Source organism: Amycolatopsis camponoti (genome assembly GCF_902497555.1).
GTDB classification, from domain to species: Bacteria; Actinomycetota; Actinomycetes; order Mycobacteriales; family Pseudonocardiaceae; genus Amycolatopsis; species Amycolatopsis camponoti.
Genome location: NZ_CABVGP010000002.1, coordinates 2,905,074 through 2,923,494, shown reverse-complemented (window position 1 = coordinate 2,923,494; position 18,421 = coordinate 2,905,074). Strand labels below are relative to the sequence as shown.

At 71.9% G+C, this 18,421-nt stretch carries 18 protein-coding genes; 12 read left to right on the top strand and 6 right to left on the bottom strand.

Translation table 11 applies throughout. From position 1 onward, the window contains the following. The first annotated feature begins 327 nt into the window (after window positions 1-327). The 11 genes from AA23TX_RS34100 (at window position 328) to AA23TX_RS34050 (ending at window position 11,034) form a co-directional block, all read left to right on the top strand. A complete protein-coding gene (locus AA23TX_RS34100) occupies window positions 328-837 on the top strand; it encodes a YflT domain-containing protein (RefSeq protein ID WP_155546813.1) in 510 nt (169 codons plus the stop codon). Beyond that, window positions 837-2,702 carry a molecular chaperone DnaK gene (dnaK, locus tag AA23TX_RS34095; RefSeq protein ID WP_155546812.1) on the top strand — a complete coding sequence of 622 codons (1,866 nt, stop codon included), beginning with the start codon at window positions 837-839 and terminating at the stop codon, window positions 2,700-2,702. The genes AA23TX_RS34100 and dnaK overlap by 1 nt, the downstream gene beginning before the upstream one ends. 7 nt (window positions 2,703-2,709) lie before the next feature. Continuing rightward, window positions 2,710-3,267 carry a nucleotide exchange factor GrpE gene (locus AA23TX_RS34090; protein WP_155546811.1) on the top strand — a complete coding sequence of 186 codons (558 nt, stop codon included), beginning with the start codon at window positions 2,710-2,712 and terminating at the stop codon, window positions 3,265-3,267. A 6-nt stretch (window positions 3,268-3,273) separates the two neighbouring features. Next, window positions 3,274-4,188: a DnaJ C-terminal domain-containing protein gene (locus AA23TX_RS34085; RefSeq protein WP_155546810.1), complete on the top strand. Its 915-nt coding sequence runs from the start codon at window positions 3,274-3,276 to the stop codon at window positions 4,186-4,188. Further along, complete coding sequence (locus tag AA23TX_RS34080; protein ID WP_155546809.1) at window positions 4,188-4,484, top strand: chaperone modulator CbpM; 297 nt, start codon at window positions 4,188-4,190, stop codon at window positions 4,482-4,484. The genes AA23TX_RS34085 and AA23TX_RS34080 overlap by 1 nt, the downstream gene beginning before the upstream one ends. Continuing rightward, window positions 4,475-7,105 carry an ATP-dependent chaperone ClpB gene (clpB, locus tag AA23TX_RS34075; protein WP_155546808.1) on the top strand — a complete coding sequence of 877 codons (2,631 nt, stop codon included), beginning with the start codon at window positions 4,475-4,477 and terminating at the stop codon, window positions 7,103-7,105. The genes AA23TX_RS34080 and clpB overlap by 10 nt, the downstream gene beginning before the upstream one ends. 88 nt (window positions 7,106-7,193) lie before the next feature. Further along, window positions 7,194-7,640 carry a thioredoxin gene (trxA, locus tag AA23TX_RS34070; protein ID WP_155546807.1) on the top strand — a complete coding sequence of 149 codons (447 nt, stop codon included), beginning with the start codon at window positions 7,194-7,196 and terminating at the stop codon, window positions 7,638-7,640. Beyond that, on the top strand, window positions 7,637-7,900 hold the full coding sequence (locus tag AA23TX_RS34065) for a ubiquitin carboxyl-terminal hydrolase 14 (protein WP_155546806.1): 264 nt from the start codon (window positions 7,637-7,639) through the stop codon (window positions 7,898-7,900). Before trxA ends, AA23TX_RS34065 begins: the two co-directional genes overlap by 4 nt. Then, a complete protein-coding gene (locus AA23TX_RS34060; protein WP_155546805.1) occupies window positions 7,897-9,552 on the top strand; it encodes an FAD-dependent oxidoreductase in 1,656 nt (551 codons plus the stop codon). The genes AA23TX_RS34065 and AA23TX_RS34060 overlap by 4 nt, the downstream gene beginning before the upstream one ends. Window positions 9,553-9,568: 16 nt before the next feature. Next, entirely contained in the window at window positions 9,569-10,108 is a 540-nt protein-coding gene (locus AA23TX_RS34055) for an STAS domain-containing protein (protein WP_155546804.1), read from the top strand. Then, window positions 10,105-11,034, top strand: a complete 930-nt coding sequence (locus tag AA23TX_RS34050) for a PrsW family intramembrane metalloprotease (RefSeq protein ID WP_155546803.1) — start codon at window positions 10,105-10,107, stop codon at window positions 11,032-11,034. Before AA23TX_RS34055 ends, AA23TX_RS34050 begins: the two co-directional genes overlap by 4 nt. Before the next feature lie 118 nt (window positions 11,035-11,152). On the opposite strand, the gene AA23TX_RS34045 is transcribed toward AA23TX_RS34050, so the two are convergent. Further along, on the bottom strand, window positions 11,153-11,572 hold the full coding sequence (locus AA23TX_RS34045) for an STAS domain-containing protein (RefSeq protein WP_155546802.1): 420 nt from the start codon (window positions 11,570-11,572) through the stop codon (window positions 11,153-11,155). 146 nt (window positions 11,573-11,718) lie between these two features. Then, window positions 11,719-12,618, bottom strand: a complete 900-nt coding sequence (locus AA23TX_RS34040; RefSeq protein ID WP_230862968.1) for an MFS transporter — start codon at window positions 12,616-12,618, stop codon at window positions 11,719-11,721. Between the two features lie 179 nt (window positions 12,619-12,797). On the opposite strand from AA23TX_RS34040, the gene AA23TX_RS50480 reads away from it, so the two are divergent. After that, window positions 12,798-12,950 carry a hypothetical protein gene (locus AA23TX_RS50480; RefSeq protein ID WP_230862872.1) on the top strand — a complete coding sequence of 51 codons (153 nt, stop codon included), beginning with the start codon at window positions 12,798-12,800 and terminating at the stop codon, window positions 12,948-12,950. Window positions 12,951-13,075: 125 nt separating this feature from the next. Here AA23TX_RS50480 and AA23TX_RS34035 read toward each other — a convergent pair whose 3' ends face one another. From AA23TX_RS34035 to AA23TX_RS34020, 4 genes are read right to left on the bottom strand one after another with little or no spacing between them, the layout of a single operon-like run. After that, window positions 13,076-14,299 carry a xanthine dehydrogenase family Fe-S subunit gene (locus AA23TX_RS34035; RefSeq protein ID WP_155546801.1) on the bottom strand — a complete coding sequence of 408 codons (1,224 nt, stop codon included), beginning with the start codon at window positions 14,297-14,299 and terminating at the stop codon, window positions 13,076-13,078. Next, the gene (locus AA23TX_RS34030) at window positions 14,296-15,186 is read right to left on the bottom strand and encodes an FAD binding domain-containing protein (RefSeq protein ID WP_155546800.1); all 891 of its coding nucleotides are present in this window, start codon (window positions 15,184-15,186) and stop codon (window positions 14,296-14,298) included. Before AA23TX_RS34030 ends, AA23TX_RS34035 begins: the two co-directional genes overlap by 4 nt. 9 nt (window positions 15,187-15,195) lie before the next feature. Further along, window positions 15,196-15,975 carry an enoyl-CoA hydratase/isomerase family protein gene (locus AA23TX_RS34025; RefSeq protein WP_155546799.1) on the bottom strand — a complete coding sequence of 260 codons (780 nt, stop codon included), beginning with the start codon at window positions 15,973-15,975 and terminating at the stop codon, window positions 15,196-15,198. A 2-nt stretch (window positions 15,976-15,977) separates the two neighbouring features. Next, window positions 15,978-18,416: a xanthine dehydrogenase family protein molybdopterin-binding subunit gene (locus tag AA23TX_RS34020; protein ID WP_155546798.1), complete on the bottom strand. Its 2,439-nt coding sequence runs from the start codon at window positions 18,414-18,416 to the stop codon at window positions 15,978-15,980. Window positions 18,417-18,421: the final 5 nt, after the last annotated feature.

Below are 18,421 nucleotides of genomic sequence, written 5' to 3'. Positions count from 1 at the left end.
ACGCCGTGCCGATCTGTTCCGCCGGGTCGAAGTGGTTCCCGGAAATTCGTCCCGTGGGGCTGACGCGAGGCGGTGGGCGAATTCGCGACGGTAAGGGGGATCGGAAACGAACGCGAAATCGGTTCGGGTCGGACCGTCCCAGCAGGATGATCCGCACCGGACGGCACAAGATCATGGCATTGACGCGCTTCGACCCCTTCCGTGATCGGGAACGGGCACCGCCCCGCTGTCGGGCGGCTTCGAGCGCGGCGTCCTGCCCCTCCGGATCCCGTCGCCGAGCCGGGCAACCTCGGGCCGAAGAACACGCGAACGCCTAGGAGGCGACCCATGACCGCACAGCCGGGCGCGACCGCGCCCGCCCCACGCCACGCCACCGAACGTGTCCCCATCGCTTCGTACGACGACTACCGCGACGCGGAGCGCGCCGTCGACCACCTTTCCGACCGGGGGTTCCCGGTGCAGCGGACCGCCATCATCGGCCGCGACGTGCAGCTGGTCGAGCAGATCATCGGCCGCCTCGACCACGGCGGCGCCGCCCTGCGCGGAGCCGGCTCCGGCGCGCTGACCGGGCTCCTCATCGGCTGGCTCTTCGGCCTGTTCAACTGGTTCAACCCGGTCCTCGCCACGCTGACGCTCTCGCTCTACGGGCTCGTCTTCGGCGCGATCGTCGGAGCGGTCTTCGGGCTGGTCGTGCACGCACTGCAGCGCGGCCGCCGGGACTTCGCGTCGGTCCGCGCGATGGCGCCCGCCCGCTACGAGGTCGTCGCCGACGCCGAAGTCGCCGACGAGGCCCGCGCGCTGCTGGCGCAGCTGCCCCCCACCTCCGGAGGTGCGTGATGGCCAAGGCGGTCGGGATCGACCTCGGCACCACCAACTCGGTGATCGCCGTCTGGGAAGGGGGTGAGCCGAGGGTCATCGCCAACACCGAGGGCGCCCGGACGACCCCCTCGGTCGTCGGGTTCACCGACAGCGGCGAACGGCTGGTCGGGCAGCTCGCCCGCCGGCAGGCGATCCTCAACCCGAAGGGCACCATCTACTCGGCGAAGCGGTTCATCGGCCGCAAGTTCGACGAGGTGTCCGACGAGGCCAAGGCGGTCGGGTTCGACGTCGTCGAGGGAGAGGGCGGCGTCGTCCGCTTCGACATCCGCGGCAAGCTCTACTCGCCGGAGGAGATCAGCGCGCTGGTGCTGCGCAAGCTGGCCGACGACGCGGGCAAGAACCTCGGCGAGCGGGTGACCGAGGCCGTGGTCACCGTGCCCGCGTACTTCAACGACGCGCAGCGGCAGGCCACCAAGGACGCCGGGAAGATCGCCGGGCTGAACGTCCTGCGGATCATCAACGAGCCGACCGCGGCCGCGCTGGCCTACGGGCTGGACTCCCAGCAGCAGGAGACCGTGCTGGTCTTCGACCTCGGCGGCGGCACGTTCGACGTCAGCCTGCTCGACGTCGGCGACGGCGTGGTCGAGGTGCGGTCCACCGCGGGTGACAGCCACCTCGGCGGCGACGACTTCGACCGCCGGATCGTGGACTTCCTCGCCGACAAGTTCCGCTCGGACAACGGCATCGACCTGCGGCAGGACGCCCAGGCCCTGCAGCGGCTGTTCGAAGCGGCGGAGAAGGCCAAGGTCGAGCTGTCCTCGGTCAGCCAGACGAGCGTCAACCTGCCGTTCATCACCGCCGACGCGGGCGGGCCCAAGCACCTGACCGCCACCATCCGGCGCTCGGAGTTCGAACAGATCACCGCGGACCTGGTCGAGCGCTGCCTCGGCCCGGTGCGCCAGGCGATGTCCGACGCCAAGGTGAGCGCGAACGACATCGACGAGGTCATCCTCGTCGGCGGTTCGACCCGGATCCCCGCCGTGCAGAGCCTGGTCCGCCGGCTCACCAACGGCAAGGACCCGAACATGAGCGTCAACCCGGACGAGGTCGTCGCGCTCGGCGCCGCCGTGCAGGCCGGGGTGCTCACGGGCGAGGTCAAGGACGTCCTGCTGCTCGACGTCACGCCGCTGTCGCTGGGCGTGGAGACCCGCGGCGGGGTGATGACGAAGATCATCGAGCGGAACACGACCATCCCGGCGCGGCGCACGGAGGTGTTCTCCACCGCGGAGGACAACCAGCCCGCCGTCGACGTCGTGGTGCTGCAGGGCGAACGCGAGCGCGCGGCCGACAACCGGGTGCTCGGGCGGTTCCAGCTCAAGGACATCCGGCCGGCGCCGCGCGGCGAGCCGCAGGTCGAGGTGACGTTCGACGTCGACGCGAACGGCATCGTCAACGTCACCGCCCGCGACAAGGACACCGGTGCCGAGCAGGGCATCACGATCACCGAAAGCTCGAACCTCGACCAGTCCGACATCGAACGGATGATCAGCGAGGCCGAGCGCAACCGCGCCGAAGACGAGCGCCTCCGCGAGGAGGTCGAGGCGCGCAACCTGCTGGACACGGCCGCCTACCAGGTCGAGAAGGCGATCACGGACCAGACGCCGGCGCACGAGAAGGCCCGCGCGGAGATGCTGGTGACCGACGCGCGCGAAGCCGTCCAGTCGGAAGCACCGCTGGACCGGGTGCGCGAGCTGACCTCGGAACTGCAGCAGGTGCTGGCCGGGCTCAGCGCGGCCCGGCCGGGCGGGAACGGCGGTCCGCCGCCGGAGCAGGCACGGGCCGAGGACGACGACGTGATCGACGCCGACTTCGACCGGGCGTGAGGGAACCATGGCCACCACAGGGAAATCCGCGGAGCAGGGGACAGCCTCCGCGGACGCCGCCGGGACGGGCGCCGAGTCCGGCCCCCAGGACGCGCCCGTTCCGGCGGTGGGGCAAGAGCGGATCCGGGAGCTGGAGGCGAAGGTCGCCGACTTCGAGGACCGCTGGCGCCGGGCGATGGCCGACGCGGACAACCAGCGCAAGCGGCACGCGGCGGAGCTGCGCGCCGAGCGCGGGGCCGAACGGGCCCGGGTCGCCGCGGCGTTCCTCCCGATCATCGACAACCTCGAACTGGCGCTCGCGCACGCCGGAGCGGATCCCACCGCCGTCGTGCAGGGGGTGCTGGCGATCCGCGACCAGGCCGTCCAGCTGCTCGCCGGGCTCGGGTACGGGCGCGACGACGAGAGCGCCGTCCCGTTCGACCCGGCCCGCCACGAGGTGGTCGCCGTCGTCGACGACCCGGACGCCGAGCCGAACACGGTGACCCGCGTCGTCCGGCCCGGGTACGGGACCGGCGGCGGGCAGCTGCGGCCGACCGCGGTCACCGTGGCGAAGCCGCGGGGGTGAGCGTTCGTGGCACGGGACTTCTACGCCGCGCTCGGGGTCGGCCGGGATGCCGGCACCGAGGAAATCCAGCGGGCGTACCGGAAACTCGCCCGCGAGAACCACCCGGACGTCAACAAGGACCCGAAGGCCGAAGAGCGGTTCAAGGAGGTGAGCGAGGCCTACCAGGTGCTGTCCGACCCGGAGCAACGGCGCAAGTACGACCGGTTCGGCGACGACTTCCGGCAGGTGCCCGACGACTGGGAGCAGCGCGTCGGCGCCGGTGCCGGACCGCGCGGCCGCCGCGTGCGCAGCAGCACCACCAGCGGTGGCGGGGGCTTCGAGGGGTTCGAAGGCATCGACATCGAGGACCTCCTCGGCGGCTTCTTCACCGGCAGCCGGGGGCGCGGTGGCCCGGTCCCGGGCGCGGACCAGGAGGCCGAGCTCGAGCTGACCGTCGAGGAGGCCTATCGCGGCGGGCGGCGGCACCTGAACATCGGCGGTGACCGCGAATACGACGTCACGATCCCGCCGGGCGTGCTCGACGGCCAGCGCATCCGGCTGGCCGGCCAGGGCGGCCAGGGCTCGGGCAACGCGGCCCCCGGCGACCTGTTCCTCGTCGTCCGCATCCGGCCGGACCGCCGGTACCGGCTCGAAGGGCGCGACATCCACGTCGAGCTCCCGGTGACGGCGTCGGAGGCCGCGCTCGGGGCCACCGTCCCGGTCACCACTCCCGGCGGCGAGGTGAAGGCGCGCGTCGTCGCCGGGTCGTCCAGCGGGCGGCGCCTGCGGCTGCGCGGCGAGGGCATGCCGAACCGGAAGGGCAAGCCCGGCGACCTCTACGCCGAGGTCAAGATCATGGTGCCGAAGCGCCCGAACAAGCGTGAACGCGAGCTGTTCGAAGAGCTCGCCGCGGTGTCCGACTTCGACCCCAGGAGGACCTGATGGCGCAGTATGTGCTCGTCCGCCCGGCGCGGCTCGACCTCGAGACCGTGGCGGCGCGCACCGGACTGCACCCCGAGCTGCTCCGCCGGTTCGCGGCCCTCGGCCTGGTGGAGACGACCCCGGACGCGAACGGGCGGCCGTGCTTTCCCCTGTCCACAGTGGCCAGGCTGGCCCGGATCCAGCGGTTGCGCGCCGCCCTGCCCCTCAACTACGCGGCGCTCGGGCTGGTGCTCGACCTGCTCGACCGCATCGACGTCCTCGAAGGACAAGTCAGGAGCCGTCGGCGATGGACATGAACAAGCTGACCCAGAAGTCGCAGGAAGCCCTGCAAGAAGCCCAAAGCATCGCCGGACGCTCCGGCCACACCGAAACCGACGGCGAGCACCTGCTGCTCGCGCTGATCGACCAGCCCGAGGGCCTCGTGCCGCGGCTGCTCGCGCAGACCGGCGCGGACGTCGACGCGCTGCGCGCCGCGGTCGAGGCGGAGGTCGTGCGCCGGCCGAAGGTGACCGGGCCCGGCGCGTCGCCCGGGCAGGTGTACCTCACCCGGCGGCTGGCCGGGGTGCTCGACACGGCGGAGCGGGAAGCCCGGCGGCTCAAGGACGAGTACGTCTCCGTCGAGCACCTGGTCCTGGCGCTGGCCGAGGAGGGGACGAAGTCGGCGGCCGGGCGGATCCTGCACGACCACGGCGTCACCCGCGACGCGTTCCTGACCGCGCTGACGAAGGTCCGCGGCAACCAGCGCGTCACGTCGGCGACGCCCGAGGGTGCCTACGAGGCACTGGAGAAGTACGGCCGTGACCTGGTCGCCGACGGACGTGCCGGCAAGCTCGACCCGGTGATCGGGCGCGACACCGAGATCCGCCGCGTCGTCCAGATCCTCTCGCGCAAGACGAAGAACAACCCCGTGCTCGTCGGTGATCCCGGTGTCGGCAAGACCGCGATCGTGGAAGGGCTCGCGCAGCGGATCGTGCGCGGCGACGTGCCGGAGGGCCTGCGGGACCGCACGATCTTCTCGCTCGACATGAGCGCGCTGGTGGCCGGGGCCAAGTACCGCGGGGAGTTCGAGGAACGGCTCAAGGCCGTGCTCGGCGAGGTCAAGGCGGCCGAGGGCCGGATCATCCTGTTCGTCGACGAGCTCCACACGATCGTCGGCGCGGGCGCCACCGAAGGCGCGATGGACGCCGGCAACATGCTCAAGCCGATGCTCGCCCGCGGCGAACTGCACATGATCGGCGCGACCACGCTGGACGAGTACCGCAAGCACATCGAGAAGGACGCCGCGCTGGAGCGGCGGTTCCAGCCGGTCGTCGTGCCCGAACCGGCCCTCGAGGACACCATCTCCATCCTGCGCGGACTGCGGGAACGGCTCGAGGTGTTCCACGGTGTCAAGATCCAGGACGCCGCGCTCGTGGCCGCGGCCGTGCTGTCGCAGCGTTACATCAGCGACCGGTTCCTGCCGGACAAGGCGATCGACCTCGTCGACGAAGCGTGCGCGCGGCTGCGCACGGAAATCGACTCGATGCCGGCCGAGCTCGACGAGCTCACCCGGCGGCTGACGCGGCTGGAGATCGAGGAAGCCGCACTGGCCAAGGAAACCGACAAGGCGAGCCAGGCGCGGCTGGCGGAGCTCCGCAAGGAGCTGGCCGACCTGCGGGCCGAAACCGACGCCAAGAAGGCGCAGTGGGACGCCGAACGCCAGGCGATCCGGCGCGTGCAGGAGCTGCGGTCCGAACTCGAGCGGGTACGTCATGAAGCCGAAGAGGCGGAACGGAACTACGACCTCAACCGCGCCGCCGAGCTGCGCTACGGCGAGATCCGCGAACTCGAGCGCCAGCTCGAAGCGGAGGAGGAACGGCTGACCCGGAAGCAGGGCGAGAAGCGGCTCCTGCGCGAGGTCGTCACCGAGGACGAGATCGCCGAGATCGTGTCGCAGTGGACCGGCATCCCGGTGTCGCGGCTGCAGGAAGGCGAACGCGAAAAGCTGCTGCGGCTCGACGAGATCCTGCACGAACGGGTCGTCGGGCAGGACGAGGCCGTCCGGCTGGTCGCCGACGCGATCATCCGCGCCCGCTCCGGCATCCGCGACCCGCGCAAGCCGATCGGGTCGTTCCTCTTCCTCGGCCCGACCGGGGTCGGCAAGACGGAGCTGGCGAAGACCCTGGCCGCGGCGCTGTTCGACAGCGAGGACAACATGGTCCGGCTCGACATGAGCGAGTACCAGGAGCGGCACACGGTCTCCCGGCTGCTCGGCGCGCCCCCGGGGTACGTCGGCTACGACGAGGGCGGCCAGCTCACCGAAGCGGTGCGGCGCAAGCCGTACGCGGTCGTGCTGTTCGACGAGATCGAGAAGGCGCACCCGGACGTGTTCAACACGCTGCTGCAGGTGCTCGACGACGGGCGGATCACCGACGCGCAGGGCAGGCTGGTCGACTTCCGCAACACGGTGATCATCATGACGTCCAACATCGGCTCGCAGCACCTGCTCGACGGCGTCACGTCGTCCGGCGAGATCAAGGCGGAAGCGCGGGACGCGGTGCTGGCCGAACTGCGCCACCACTTCCGGCCCGAGTTCCTCAACCGCCTCGACGACACCGTGCTGTTCACCCCGCTGGGGCTGCCGGAGATCGAGCGGATCGTGGAGCTGCAGTTCGACCAGCTGCGCCGCCGGCTGGCCGAGCAGGGCATCACGGTCGAGCTCACCCCCGCGGCGCGGCAGTTCATCGCCGGGCGCGGGTTCGACCCGGTGTACGGCGCCCGGCCGTTGCGCCGCTACATCTCCCACGAGGTCGAGACCCGGATCGGGCGCGCGCTGCTGCGCGGCGAGCTGACCGAGGGGCTGGTGATCGTGGTCGACGCGGCCGACGGCGACCTGACCGTCGACTTCCGGGCGTCCGACAAGGAGGCAGCAGCATGAGGACTGCTTGCAGGTCCGATTCATCAGACACCATGCCGGCCGACGCGAAGACACTGTCGCGGCTTGCCGCGTCCGACAAGGAGGCAGCATGAGGACCGTCGTCGTCGCCTGCGAGCACTGCGGGAAGAGCAACCGGATTCCCGTCGCCGCCGACGGATCGCCGAAGTGCGGGAACTGCCACCAGCCGCTGCCGTGGGTGGTCGACGCGGGTGACGGCGACTTCGCGCAGATCGCCGAGCAGGCCGGGCTCCCGGTGCTCGTCGACCTGTGGGCCACCTGGTGCGGACCCTGCCGGTCGGTGAGCCCGGCGCTGGACCGGCTCGCCCGGGCGCGGGCCGGGAAGGTGAAGCTGGTGAAGGTCGACGTCGACCGAGCGCCGGAGATTTCGCGCCGGTTCGACGTCATGGCCGTGCCGACGCTCCTGGTGCTGCACGGCGGCGAAGTCGTCCGGCGGCAGGCGGGCGCGGCCCCGGAGAACGTGCTGCGCGACTGGCTCGACCAGGCGCTGAACTCCGTACAGGAGGCGAAGACATGACGACCGTCACCGACCCCCACCTGGCCCTCGTCCGCGAGGTCGTGCCCCGGACGCCCCAGGGCTGCCAGGAGTGTCTCGCCGCCGGGACCCCGTGGGTGCACCTGCGGCTGTGCCTGACCTGCGGGCACGTCGGCTGCTGCGACTCTTCGCCGATGAAGCACGCGCGACAGCATGCCCACGCCATCGGCCACCCCATCGTCCGCTCGTTCGAGCCCGGCGAGAACTGGCGCTGGTGCTACGTGCACGAGGTGTTCGTATGACGCTCTCGGCGGAAGACCTCGTCGAGACCCCGGATCCGCACGGCGCGTTCCCCCGGCTGACCCGCGAGCAGCTCGACACGCTCTCCGCCGCGGGCGAGCGCCGGGCGGTGCGGCCGGGTGAAGTGCTTTACGCGCAAGGGGAACAGTCGACGAGCTGGTACGTCGTCCTGAGCGGCAAGGTCGCCATCCAGCACCGCGAAGGGGACGAGACCAGGACCGTGCGCGTCCACGGTCCCGGGCGGTTCCTCGGCGAACTGGGCCTGCTCGAAGGGCAGCCGTCGTTCTTCGGCGCCGTCGCCGCCGAACCCGGCGAGGTGCTCGTCCTCCCGGTCGGCGAGCTGCAGCGGCTGGTGACCGGCGACCCGGTCCTCGGCGACCTGATCCTGCGGGCCTACCTCATCCGCCGGGCGCTCATCATCGGCTCCGGCGACGGACTGCGGATCGTCGGCTCGTGCTACTCGCCGGACACCCGGCGGCTGCTGGAGTTCGTGGCCCGCAACCGCCTGCCGTACCGGCTGGACGACCTCGATGAGGACCGCGGGGCCGAGGCGCTGCTGCGCCGGCTCGGCGTCACCGTCGACCAGACCCCGGTGGTGGTGCTGCCCGGCGACGGCGTGCTGCGCAACCCCGGCAACGCCGAACTGGCCCGCGCGGTCGGGCTGCGGCACCAGGAACCCTCGGCCGGCGTGCGCGACATGCTCGTGGTCGGCGCCGGGCCCGGCGGGCTCGCGGCGGTCGTCTACGCCGCCTCGGAAGGGCTCGTGACGTCGGCGTTCGACGCCGTCGCGGCGGGCGGGCAGGCCGGCACCACCTCGCGGATCGAAAACTACCTCGGCTTCCCGTCCGGGATCTCGGGGGCGGAGCTGGCCGAACGCTCGGTGCTCCAGGCGGCCAAGTTCGGGGTCCGGGTCGCCGTCCCGGGCGAGGCCCGCACGCTCGCCCCGCGCGGCGGGCTGTACGCGGTGGGCTTCGACGACGGCACCGAAATCGTCACGCGCACGGTGATCATCGCGACCGGAGCCCGGTACCGGCGCCTGCCGCTCCCGAAACTCGAGTACCTCGAAGGCACGTGCCTCTACTACGCCGCGACCCCGCAGGAAGCCCGGCAGTGCCTGGCCGACCCGGTCGCCGTGGTCGGCGGCGGCAACTCCGCGGGACAGGCCGCGGTGTTCCTGGCGGACACCTCGCCCGTGGTGCACCTGCTGGTGCGCGGCGGCGATCTCGGCGCGGACATGTCGCGCTACCTGGTCGACCAGGTCCGGCGGCACCCGCGGATCCGGGTCCACCTGCACACCGAGGTCCGCGAGGTCGTCGAGGACGGCAAGACGATGTCGGGCGTCGAGGTCGAGGACAACCGCACCCACGAGCGAAGCCGGCTCGACGCCCGCGCGTTGTTCGTCTTCATCGGGGCCGCTCCCCACACACGCTGGCTGTCCGGCCACGTCGCGCTCGACGAAGACGGGTTCGTGCTCACGGGCGCGGACGTGGGCGCCGGGTCATCGCGGGCGCCGCTGCCGCTGGAGACGAGCAGCCCCGGCGTGTTCGCCGTCGGCGACGTCCGGCACGGCTCGGTGAAGCGGGTGGCCTCGGCGGTGGGCGAGGGCGCCATGGCCGTCCGGCTGGTGCACGAGCACCTCGCGCAAGAACGCTGACAACCGGAGGATCCCCATGACCACCAGGCTTTCCCATCCGCCCATCGCGCTCACCGAACTGGATCACCTGCTCAGCCGCGCGGCACCCCCGCGCGAACTCACCATCAGCTCGACCCTGCATCCGGGGCGCTACACGGTCGTCGCGATCGCCGGCTGGATGGACGCGGCGGCGTTGCGGACGGTCGCGGGATACCTGGCCGGGCTGGTCCACGCGGGCGCCCGCCAGTTCGTCGTCGACCTGTCCCGGGTCGAGCGGCCCGGAGACGACCTCCTCGTTCTGCTGCACCGCTTCGGCGACCGGCTGACGGCGGACGGCGGCACGCTGGAGCTGATCGGGCTGACCCCGCCCGTGCTGTACGAGCTGGACGACGAGGCCCTCGCCGAAGTCTTCGCGCAGTACCGGGCCGCCTTCGAAGGCGGCCTGCGGCAGTGGGCGACACTGCACTGCCCGCAGGGCTTCGACGGGGTCGCCGAACCCGGCTCCCCCGCCCGTTTCCGCGCGTTCGTCGACACCGGCGCCACCGGCCGCGGCGAGCGGTTCGGGAGGCGCCGATGACCACCGTCGGCCGCCCCCAGCGACGGACGTGGGCCCGGATCTTCGTGATCGGCCTGCTGCTGTGGGTGCTCTCGGTCATCGTGACGTACGCGACCGGCAACCCCAACCTGCTGCCGACGCTCGTGCTGCTCGGCAGCTTCCTGGTGCCGGTGACGTTCGTGGCGTGGGCGTTCGAGCGCCGCGACTCCGGGGAGATCACCGCCGAGCTGGTGTTCCGGAACTTCCTCGTCGGCGGGGTGCTGGGCGTCCTCGGTGCTTCGGTGCTGGAGGCCTACCTGCTGTACCCGTCGGTGTGGCTGTACGTGTGGGTCGGGCTCATCGAGGAGGCGGTCAAGCTGGTCGCGCTCGCCCTGCTGACGCGCGGGCTGGCCGTGAAGTCCATGCGGGACGGGCTCATCCTCGGCGCGACCGTCGGCTTCGGCTTCGCCGCCTTCGAATCCGCGGGCTACGCGCTCACGTCGTTGTTCACCGCGCAGGGCCTGTCGCTGACCGACCTGGTCACGACCGAGCTGCTGCGCGGGCTGCTCGCGCCGGTCGGGCACGGGCTGTGGACCGCCATCCTGGGCGGGCTGCTGTTCGCGTGGAGCACGCGCGAGCACTTCGTGCTGAGCCTGCGCCTGGGGCTGGCCTTCCTCGGCGTCGCGCTGCTGCACGCGCTGTGGGACTCCATGTCGACCATCGCGCTGGTGGTCACCCTGCTGCTGACCGGGGAGGTGGCGGTGTACGACCCGCGCGTCCTCGTGGCGCCGCCCGAGGACGTGACGACGGTGTACACCGTGACGACCTGGGTGGGCCAGGGCGTGATCGCGCTGCTCGGAGTGCTGTGGCTGCTGGTCCTGATCCGGCGCTCACGGCGGGAACGCCGGGCACCGCAGTGGGCCTACCGAGTCCCGGCCATGCGCACGCCGGCCACCCGAAGGTACTGACCCGGGGCCCCGGCAAAGTCGCGATCGTGCGGCCGACCGGCTTCCCCATGTCATGAACGACTCGTTCACCTCGTCAGACGACATGAACGAGTCGTTCATGACATGCGGGCCTCGGCACTTATTCACCGCCGGTCGGTGCCGTGACGGCCCGGCCGATGCCGGTGTGGATGTCGAACCGGCCGACCAGGCCGAGCACGGTGAGCGGGCGCAGCACGGCCCGTGACGGGCGGGCCAGACGCATCGGGATTCCGGCGTCCCGAAGCGTGAGCCGCGTGTGCTCCAGGACGCCGACACCGCCCGCACTGAAGAAGCCGACCCGGCCCAGGTCCACGACCACGAGCCGGTTGCCCGTGGCCAGCACGCCCCCGAACGCGGTACGCAGGTCGGCGAGGCCGGCCACGTCCACCTCACCGCCCACCGCCAGCACGGTGACGTCCCGGCGGACCTGGCAGGTGCACACCCACAGTCCCCGGCGCACGCACACCGGGAGACAGGCATCCCGACGCGTCGGGTCGGAGTGCTCTCTCGGCTCGGCCATCGCGCGGTTCCCCTCCAGCTCGGCGAACGTCCTTTCGGAGTAGGACGAATTCGCATTCTGCCGAGCCGGGCGGAATCGCTCCTGGTCCTGACGGCGTGAAGATCGGGGTGCCGGTCAGTCCCGCGGGGTCAGTCGGCCGAGCGCCCTCACGCGGGGGTGGTTTCGTCGGTGACGGTCCGGGCGTGGCGCTCGCGATCGAGCGCGCCCCGGGTTTCCGGGGCGGCCCAGATCGCGACGACGAACACCAGGGTCGCGCCCACCAGGAAGAGCGCGAGCCGCGAGGGCACGTCCGACAGCTCCGGGCTGAGCAGGCTCACCAGGGTCGGCATCAGCCCGCCCAGCATGAAGCCGAGGTTCCAGCTCACCGCGGTGCCCCTGGCCCGCAGCCCGGTCGGGTACCGCTCGTTGAGGAAGATCATCAGCGGCGCGTACGCGGCGTTGGACAGCATCACCATGACCGCGCACAGCAGGGCCACCACCACGCCGTGCCCGCCGCCCACGGAGGCGATCCCCCAGGTCAGCGACGGCAGCGCGACCAGGTTGACCAGGCCGAACCCGAGCATGGTCCGGCGGCGGCCGAGCCGTTCGCTCAGCTCGCCCGCGCCGATCGCGGCCCCGATCACCACGACGCTGCTCACCAGCAGGATGATGCCGCGCGCGCCGGCCGGGACCCCGACCACCTCGCCGAGCAGGGTGGGCAGGTAGCCGGACGTCAGGTAGTACTGCGCGCCACCACCGGCGGCCACCGCGATGTTCAGCGCGAGGATCTTCTTGCCGCGGCCCCGGACCAGCTCCCGGAACGGCACCGGAGCCTGCCGTTTCCCCTCGAACTCCGGGGATTCCTCGACCTTGCGCAGCACGAACAGGCTCAGCAGCGCACTGAGCAGCCCGCAGAAGAACAGCACCCGCCAGCCCCACTGGTCGAACGCGGGGCCGGTGAAGATCGCCGAGACCACGATGTAGGCCAGGCTGGCCAGCGCGGCACCGAGGCCCGCTCCCCCGGCCCCGATCAGCCCGCTCATCAAGCCACGCCGGCGCGCGCCGATGCTCTCCGTGCCGAGAGTGTGCGTGGTCGCGGTGACGCCGCCGACGAACAGTCCCTTGCGCGATCCGCAGCGCGAGGAACAGGATCGGGGCGAGCACGCCCACCGCGGCGTGGGACGGGACCAGGCCCATCGCGGCCGTGGTGACGCCGACGCCGCCCATCACCAGCACCATCGTCGACTTGCGGCCCTTGCGATCCGCCAGCTCACCGAAGATCGCGGCACCCGCCGGGCGCATCACGACGGTGACCGCGAACGAGCCGAACACCGCGGCGATGCCCAGGGTCGGGCTGCTGCTCGGGAAGATGGTCTTGCTGATCGGCCCGGCCACGTAGAGCAGCAGGAACAGGTCGAACAGGTCGAAGGACCAGCCGGCGACGGAAGCGAATACCGCGGCACGAGGCGACTTTGACCGTGGTGCGATATCGGGTGCCAAGATTTTCCCCTTACGGGATAGGGATCAGCGGGACTTCCGGCGCAGGACGGCCCGGATCCGGTCGATCAGAGGGACGAACAGGAGTTTCAGCGCGCTCGGCGCCTTGACCGGGCCGCTGGGCGCCTGCCCGGACGTCGCGGCTTCGCGCAGGGCGTCCGCGAACTGCTCGAACATGCGGCGGCTCACGTCTCCGGCCAGCGCCCGGCCGAACTGGGCGATGCGGCCGGTGAGGTACACCTTCGCCTCGGCCCGCATCGCGGTGCCGGTGGCCGTGGCCTCGGTGCGCAGCACGATGTCGGCCTGGGTCTGCGCGCCGCCGGTGTCCTGCCCCTGCGCGAGCACGCGCAGGCGCTGACCGGCGCGGTCGTGCTCGACGACGTGCGCGACGCCCTTGAACGCGAGCTTGATCGGGCCCACCGAGACGCGCGCGCGGCCGGCGTAGTGGTCCTCGCCCAGGTCTTCGGTGAGCTCCGCGCCGGGCAGGCAGCGGGCCAGCAGCGCGACGTCGTCGAACACGCGCCACACCGCGTCCACTGACACGCCGATCTCGGTCCTGATGTCGACGGCGATCGTCGGGTCCCCGTCCGGCAGCACGATGTCGATCCGGCGGGTGTCTTCGGTGACCTCGGCGGCCTCGCGGCCGTCGGTGCTGCCGCCCGCCTGTCCGGTGGCCCGGCCGACGAGCGCGCGGTGCGCGCAGTTGCCCGGGGCGGGGATGCCGTCGGGGTGCGCCTCCTGGGTTTCCTTGACCGCGGTGAGGATGTTGCGGTAGCCCGTGCAGCGGCAGATGACCCCGGACAGCTGCTCGGGCAGTTCCTCCTCGGTCACCTCGGGCTGGTTGCTGAGCAGGTCGTAGGAGCTCATCAGGAAGCCCGGCGTGCAGAAACCGCACTGCAGCGCGTGGTTGCGGCCGAAGGCCTCCTGCAGCGGGTGCAGGTCGTCCGGCCGGCCGAGGCCCTCCACGGTGACGATCTCCGCCCCGTCGAGCTGGACCGCGAACAGCAGGCAGGCCCGGGCCGCCTCGCCGTCCACGAGCACCGTGCACATCCCGCACACGCCGTGCTCGCAGCCCACGTGCGTGCCGGTGAGCCCGAGGTGGTCGCGCAGCGCGTCGGCGAGCGTCACCCGCGCGGGCAGGCTGAGCACGGCGGGGGTGCCGTTCACCGTCATCCTGACCTCGACGAGATCGTCCGCCGCGGCCTTGACGGCCCGGGGTTTTCCGTTCTGCGCCACCACTTCGGTCGTCATGAGTCCACCTCACCGGCGCTCCGGCGAGCGCGCTCGTATGCCTTGGTCAGTTCCCGGACCGCCAGCGTGCGGAACAGCCGGCGGCGGTAGTCGCGGGACGCGTGGGCGTCGCCGTCGGTGTCGACCAGTTCCTCCGCCACCGCGGTGAGCGGGCCGGCCAGGGCTCGGCTCACGTCGCCGCCGCTCAGCGCGGCGCCCAGCTCACCACTGACCGAGCGGGTGACCGGCCGGTCGGACACGCCGAACCCGGTCAGCTCCGCGTCGGTCTCCGCACCGCGCACCCGGACCCGGGCGACGACCCCGGCGAGCGCGAAGTCGCCGTGCCGGCGCGCGATCTCGGCGAACCCGAAACCCTCGCCCTTCCCGGCGACCGGGAATCGCACCGCGGTCAGGATGTCGTCGGCCCCGAGCGCGGTGGTCATCGCGCCGGAGAAGAACGCCCGCGCCGGCACCCGGCGGGCGCCGCCGGGGCCGGTCACGGTCAGCTCGGCGTTCAGGCAGCACGCCACGGCCGGCAGCTCGGCGGCCGGGTCGGCGTGCGCGAGGCTCCCGCACACGGTGCCCCGGCTGCGCAGCTCCCGGTGCCCGACCCACGGCAGGGCCATGCCCAACAGGGGAACCGCGGCACTGACCGGGTCCCGCTCGACCCGGCGCTGGCGCACCGTGGCGCCGATCTCCAGGTACCCGCCCGCGGTGCCGATCCGGTCGAGCTCCGGCACGGAAGTGATGTCCACCAAGGTTTCCGGGCGGGCGAGCCGCATGGCCAAGACCGGGACCAGTGACTGCCCACCCGCGATGACCTTGCCGCCGCCGCCCGTGCTCGCGAGTTCGGCGATCGCGTCGGGCAGACTCGACGGCCGGACGTAGGCGAAGGGTGCGGCCTTCATGGTTTCAGCTCACCGCCCCTGGAACTTCGGCGCGCGCTTCTCGTGGAACGCGGCGACGCCCTCGGCGAAGTCGTTGCTGGAGCGCAGCATCGAGTACGCCTTGCGCTCCAGCTCGATGCCGGAGTACAACGGCGCGTCGATGCCCTTGTCGAGCACCTCCTTGGCGGTGCGGGCGGCCAGCGGGGAGAACCCGAGCAGCACGCCCACGATCCGCTCCACCTCGGCGTCCAGGGCGGCGCGGTCCTCGACCACGTTCGCCACCAGGCCCCAGTCGCCCGCCTGCTGCGCGTTGATCCGCGACGCGGTCATCACGTGGTACTTCGCCCGGGAAAGACCGATCAGCCGGGCGAGGCGCTGCGTGCCACCGGAGCCGGGGATCATGCCCAGCCGCATCTCCGGCAGCGCGAACTCGGCGCGCTTCGTCGCCACCCGGATGTCGGTGGACAGCGCGAGTTCGAGCCCGACGCCGAAGCAGTAGCCGTCGACGGCGGTGATCACCGGCTTGGGGCTGCGCGCCGGGGCGGTGACGTTCTGGCCCAGGTCGGTGAAGTCGATCGGGTCGACCTCCATGAACCCGGCGATGTCGCCGCCGGAGGAGAAGTGCTCCCCCTCGGCCTGGACGACGACGACCTTGATCTCGTTGTCGGCGTCGATCTCGGCGAACCGGTCGGCCATCACCTGACGGGTCTCCCAGGTGATGATGTTGTACTTGCCGTGATCGAGGGTCAGGTAGGCGACCCGGCCGTCGTGGCCGCGGTCGAGCCTGATCTCGCCTCCGGTGAGTGCCATCGTCAGTGGTTCCTTTCGGTTTCCGAAGCGCTGCCGGTCAGCAGCTCGTGGAGCACGTTTCCGTGCAGGGGCAGGCTGGTGATGTCGACACCGGCCGGGGCGAGCGCGTCCGCGACCGCGTTGGCGATCGCGACCGGCAGGCTCATGCAGCTGCCTTCGCCGCAGCCCTTCGCGCCGAGCCGGGTCAGCGGCGACGGCGTTTCCAGGTGGTCGCTGTTCAGCTCGAAGGTGGTTTCGGCGCTGGTCGGGCACAGGTAGTCCATGAAGGTGGCGGTGGGCTGCCCGGCGTCGGTGTAGCGCATCTCCTCGAAGAGCGCGCCGCCCAGTGCGTGCGCGAGCGCGCCGTGCACCTGGCCTTCGAGCAGGGTCGGGTTGAGGATCGTGCCGGCGTCGTGCACGGTGACCACCCGCTCGAGCTTGAGCTCGCGGGTCTCCGCGTCGATCCGGACGACGGCCAGTTCGGCGACGAAGCCGTAGCACAGGCTCGAGTTGATCTGGTCCGAGCGGCTCGCCGCCTTCGACTGCGGCGGGGTGAACGCGGCCTCCTCGTACAGCCGCGCGGAGGTCCCTTCCGGCAGCGAGCCGGGGTCCCAGTGCACCAGCCCGGCCGCGTGCTTGAACGAGACCGCCCGGCTCGGCTCGGCTCGCAGCCGGATCCGGCCCTCGTGGAGTTCCACTTCCTCGGCCGCGACGCCGAGCAGGGTGGCACCGGCGATCTTGATCGTCTCCGCGAGCTTTTCCGCGGCCTCGACCAGCGCGCTGGTCAGCAGCGGCGCGAAGCGCGAGGAGTAGCTGCCCGAGCTGATCGTCCACGGCGTGGTGGCGGTGTCCATCTCGACGATCGGGCGCACCTGGTCGAGCGGCAGCCCGAGCTGGTCGGCGACCACCTGCTGCGCGACGGTGGCGTGGCCCTGGCCCTGCGGCACGGTGCCCAGCAGCACCGAGACCAGCCCGCTGGGGTCCACGCTGATCCGGACGTGCTCGGTGGACCCGGACTTGCCGCGCCCGGACGCCCGCTGCTCGGCCGGGGTGGCCAGGCCGACGTAGCCGATGTTGGTCGCGGACGGGTCGACGATGGTGGCCACGCCGAGGCCGAAGTACTCGCCCCGCGCCCGCGCTTCCCGCTGCTCTTCCCGCAGGGCCTGGTAGTCCGCGTTCTTCACGACCATGTCCAGCGCGCGGTGGTAGTCGCCGGAGTCGTAGATGCCGCCGCTCGGGGTGGCGTACGGGAAGTCCTCGTGCCGCACGAAGTTCCGCCGGCGCAGTTCGACCGGGTCCAGGCCGCAGGTCTCGGCGACCTTGTCCATCAGCCGTTCCAGGCCGAAGTACAGCTGCTGGCCGCCGAAGCCGCGGTTGAGCCCGGTGGGCGTCTTGTTCGTGACCACGGCCCGCGAGCGGATCTGGACGGCGTCGATCTTGTACGCGCCGGTGATGTTGCCGAAGCAGCGGTAGAGCGTGCTGGGTTCCGGCGGCCGCAGGTAGGCACCCACGTTGTCCACCAGGTCGGTCCGCAGCCCCTGCACCGTGCCGTCGGCCGAGACGGCGGCCTCGAACCACATGGCCCGGTCGGATCCGGCGGAGCTGGCCAGCAGGTGCTCGATGCGGTCTTCGGTCCACCGCACCGGCCGGCCCGCGTGCTTGCTGGCCAGCGCCATCAGCGCGACGTAGGGGTAGATGCCCGCCTTGATGCCGAAGCTGCCGCCGTTGTCGGCCGGGATCATCAGCCGGATCCGCGACGTGGGCAGGCCGAAGGCCCCGGCCAGCACCGCCACCATCGAGAACGGGCCGTGGAAGTTCGCCCAGGCCTGGATGGCCGGGCCGTCCCCTTCGTCCTGCCACTCGGCGACGACCGAGTAGCACTCCATCGGGGTCGAGGAGTAGCGCGGGAAGTGGTATTTGCCCTTCACGACGTGATCCGCCTTGGCGAACACCTCGTCCACGTCGCCGAAGGTGAAGGTCCGGTCGGTCGCGACGTTGCCGTCCGCGTCCTCGTGCAGCCGCGGCGCGTCGGGCAGGAGCGCCTTCTCGACGTCGACCACCGGCGGCAGCGGCTCGTAGTCGATCTCGACGAGTTCCGCGGCGTCCTCGGCCAGGTACCGGTCGTTCGCGACCACGACCGCGACCGGTTCGCCGACGAAGCGCACCTTGTCCGTCGCCGTCGGGTAGTACGGCATGGGGACCTTGAGCGCCAGCGGGAACGGGCGCAGGGCCGCCGTGACCTCGTCGGGGCCGATCACCGCGGCGACCCCGGGGTGCCGCCGGGCCCGTTCGAGGTCGACGCCGCGGATCCGGGCGTGCGGGTGCGGGCTGCGCACCACGGCCGCGGTCAGCGTGCCCGGCAGCGGGTCCAGGTCGTCGAGGAACCGGCCGCGGCCGGTGAGCAGCGCGGGGTCCTCGATCCGCGCCGTCCTCCTGGCCGGCTTGTCGGAGACTGCGGTCATGCGGC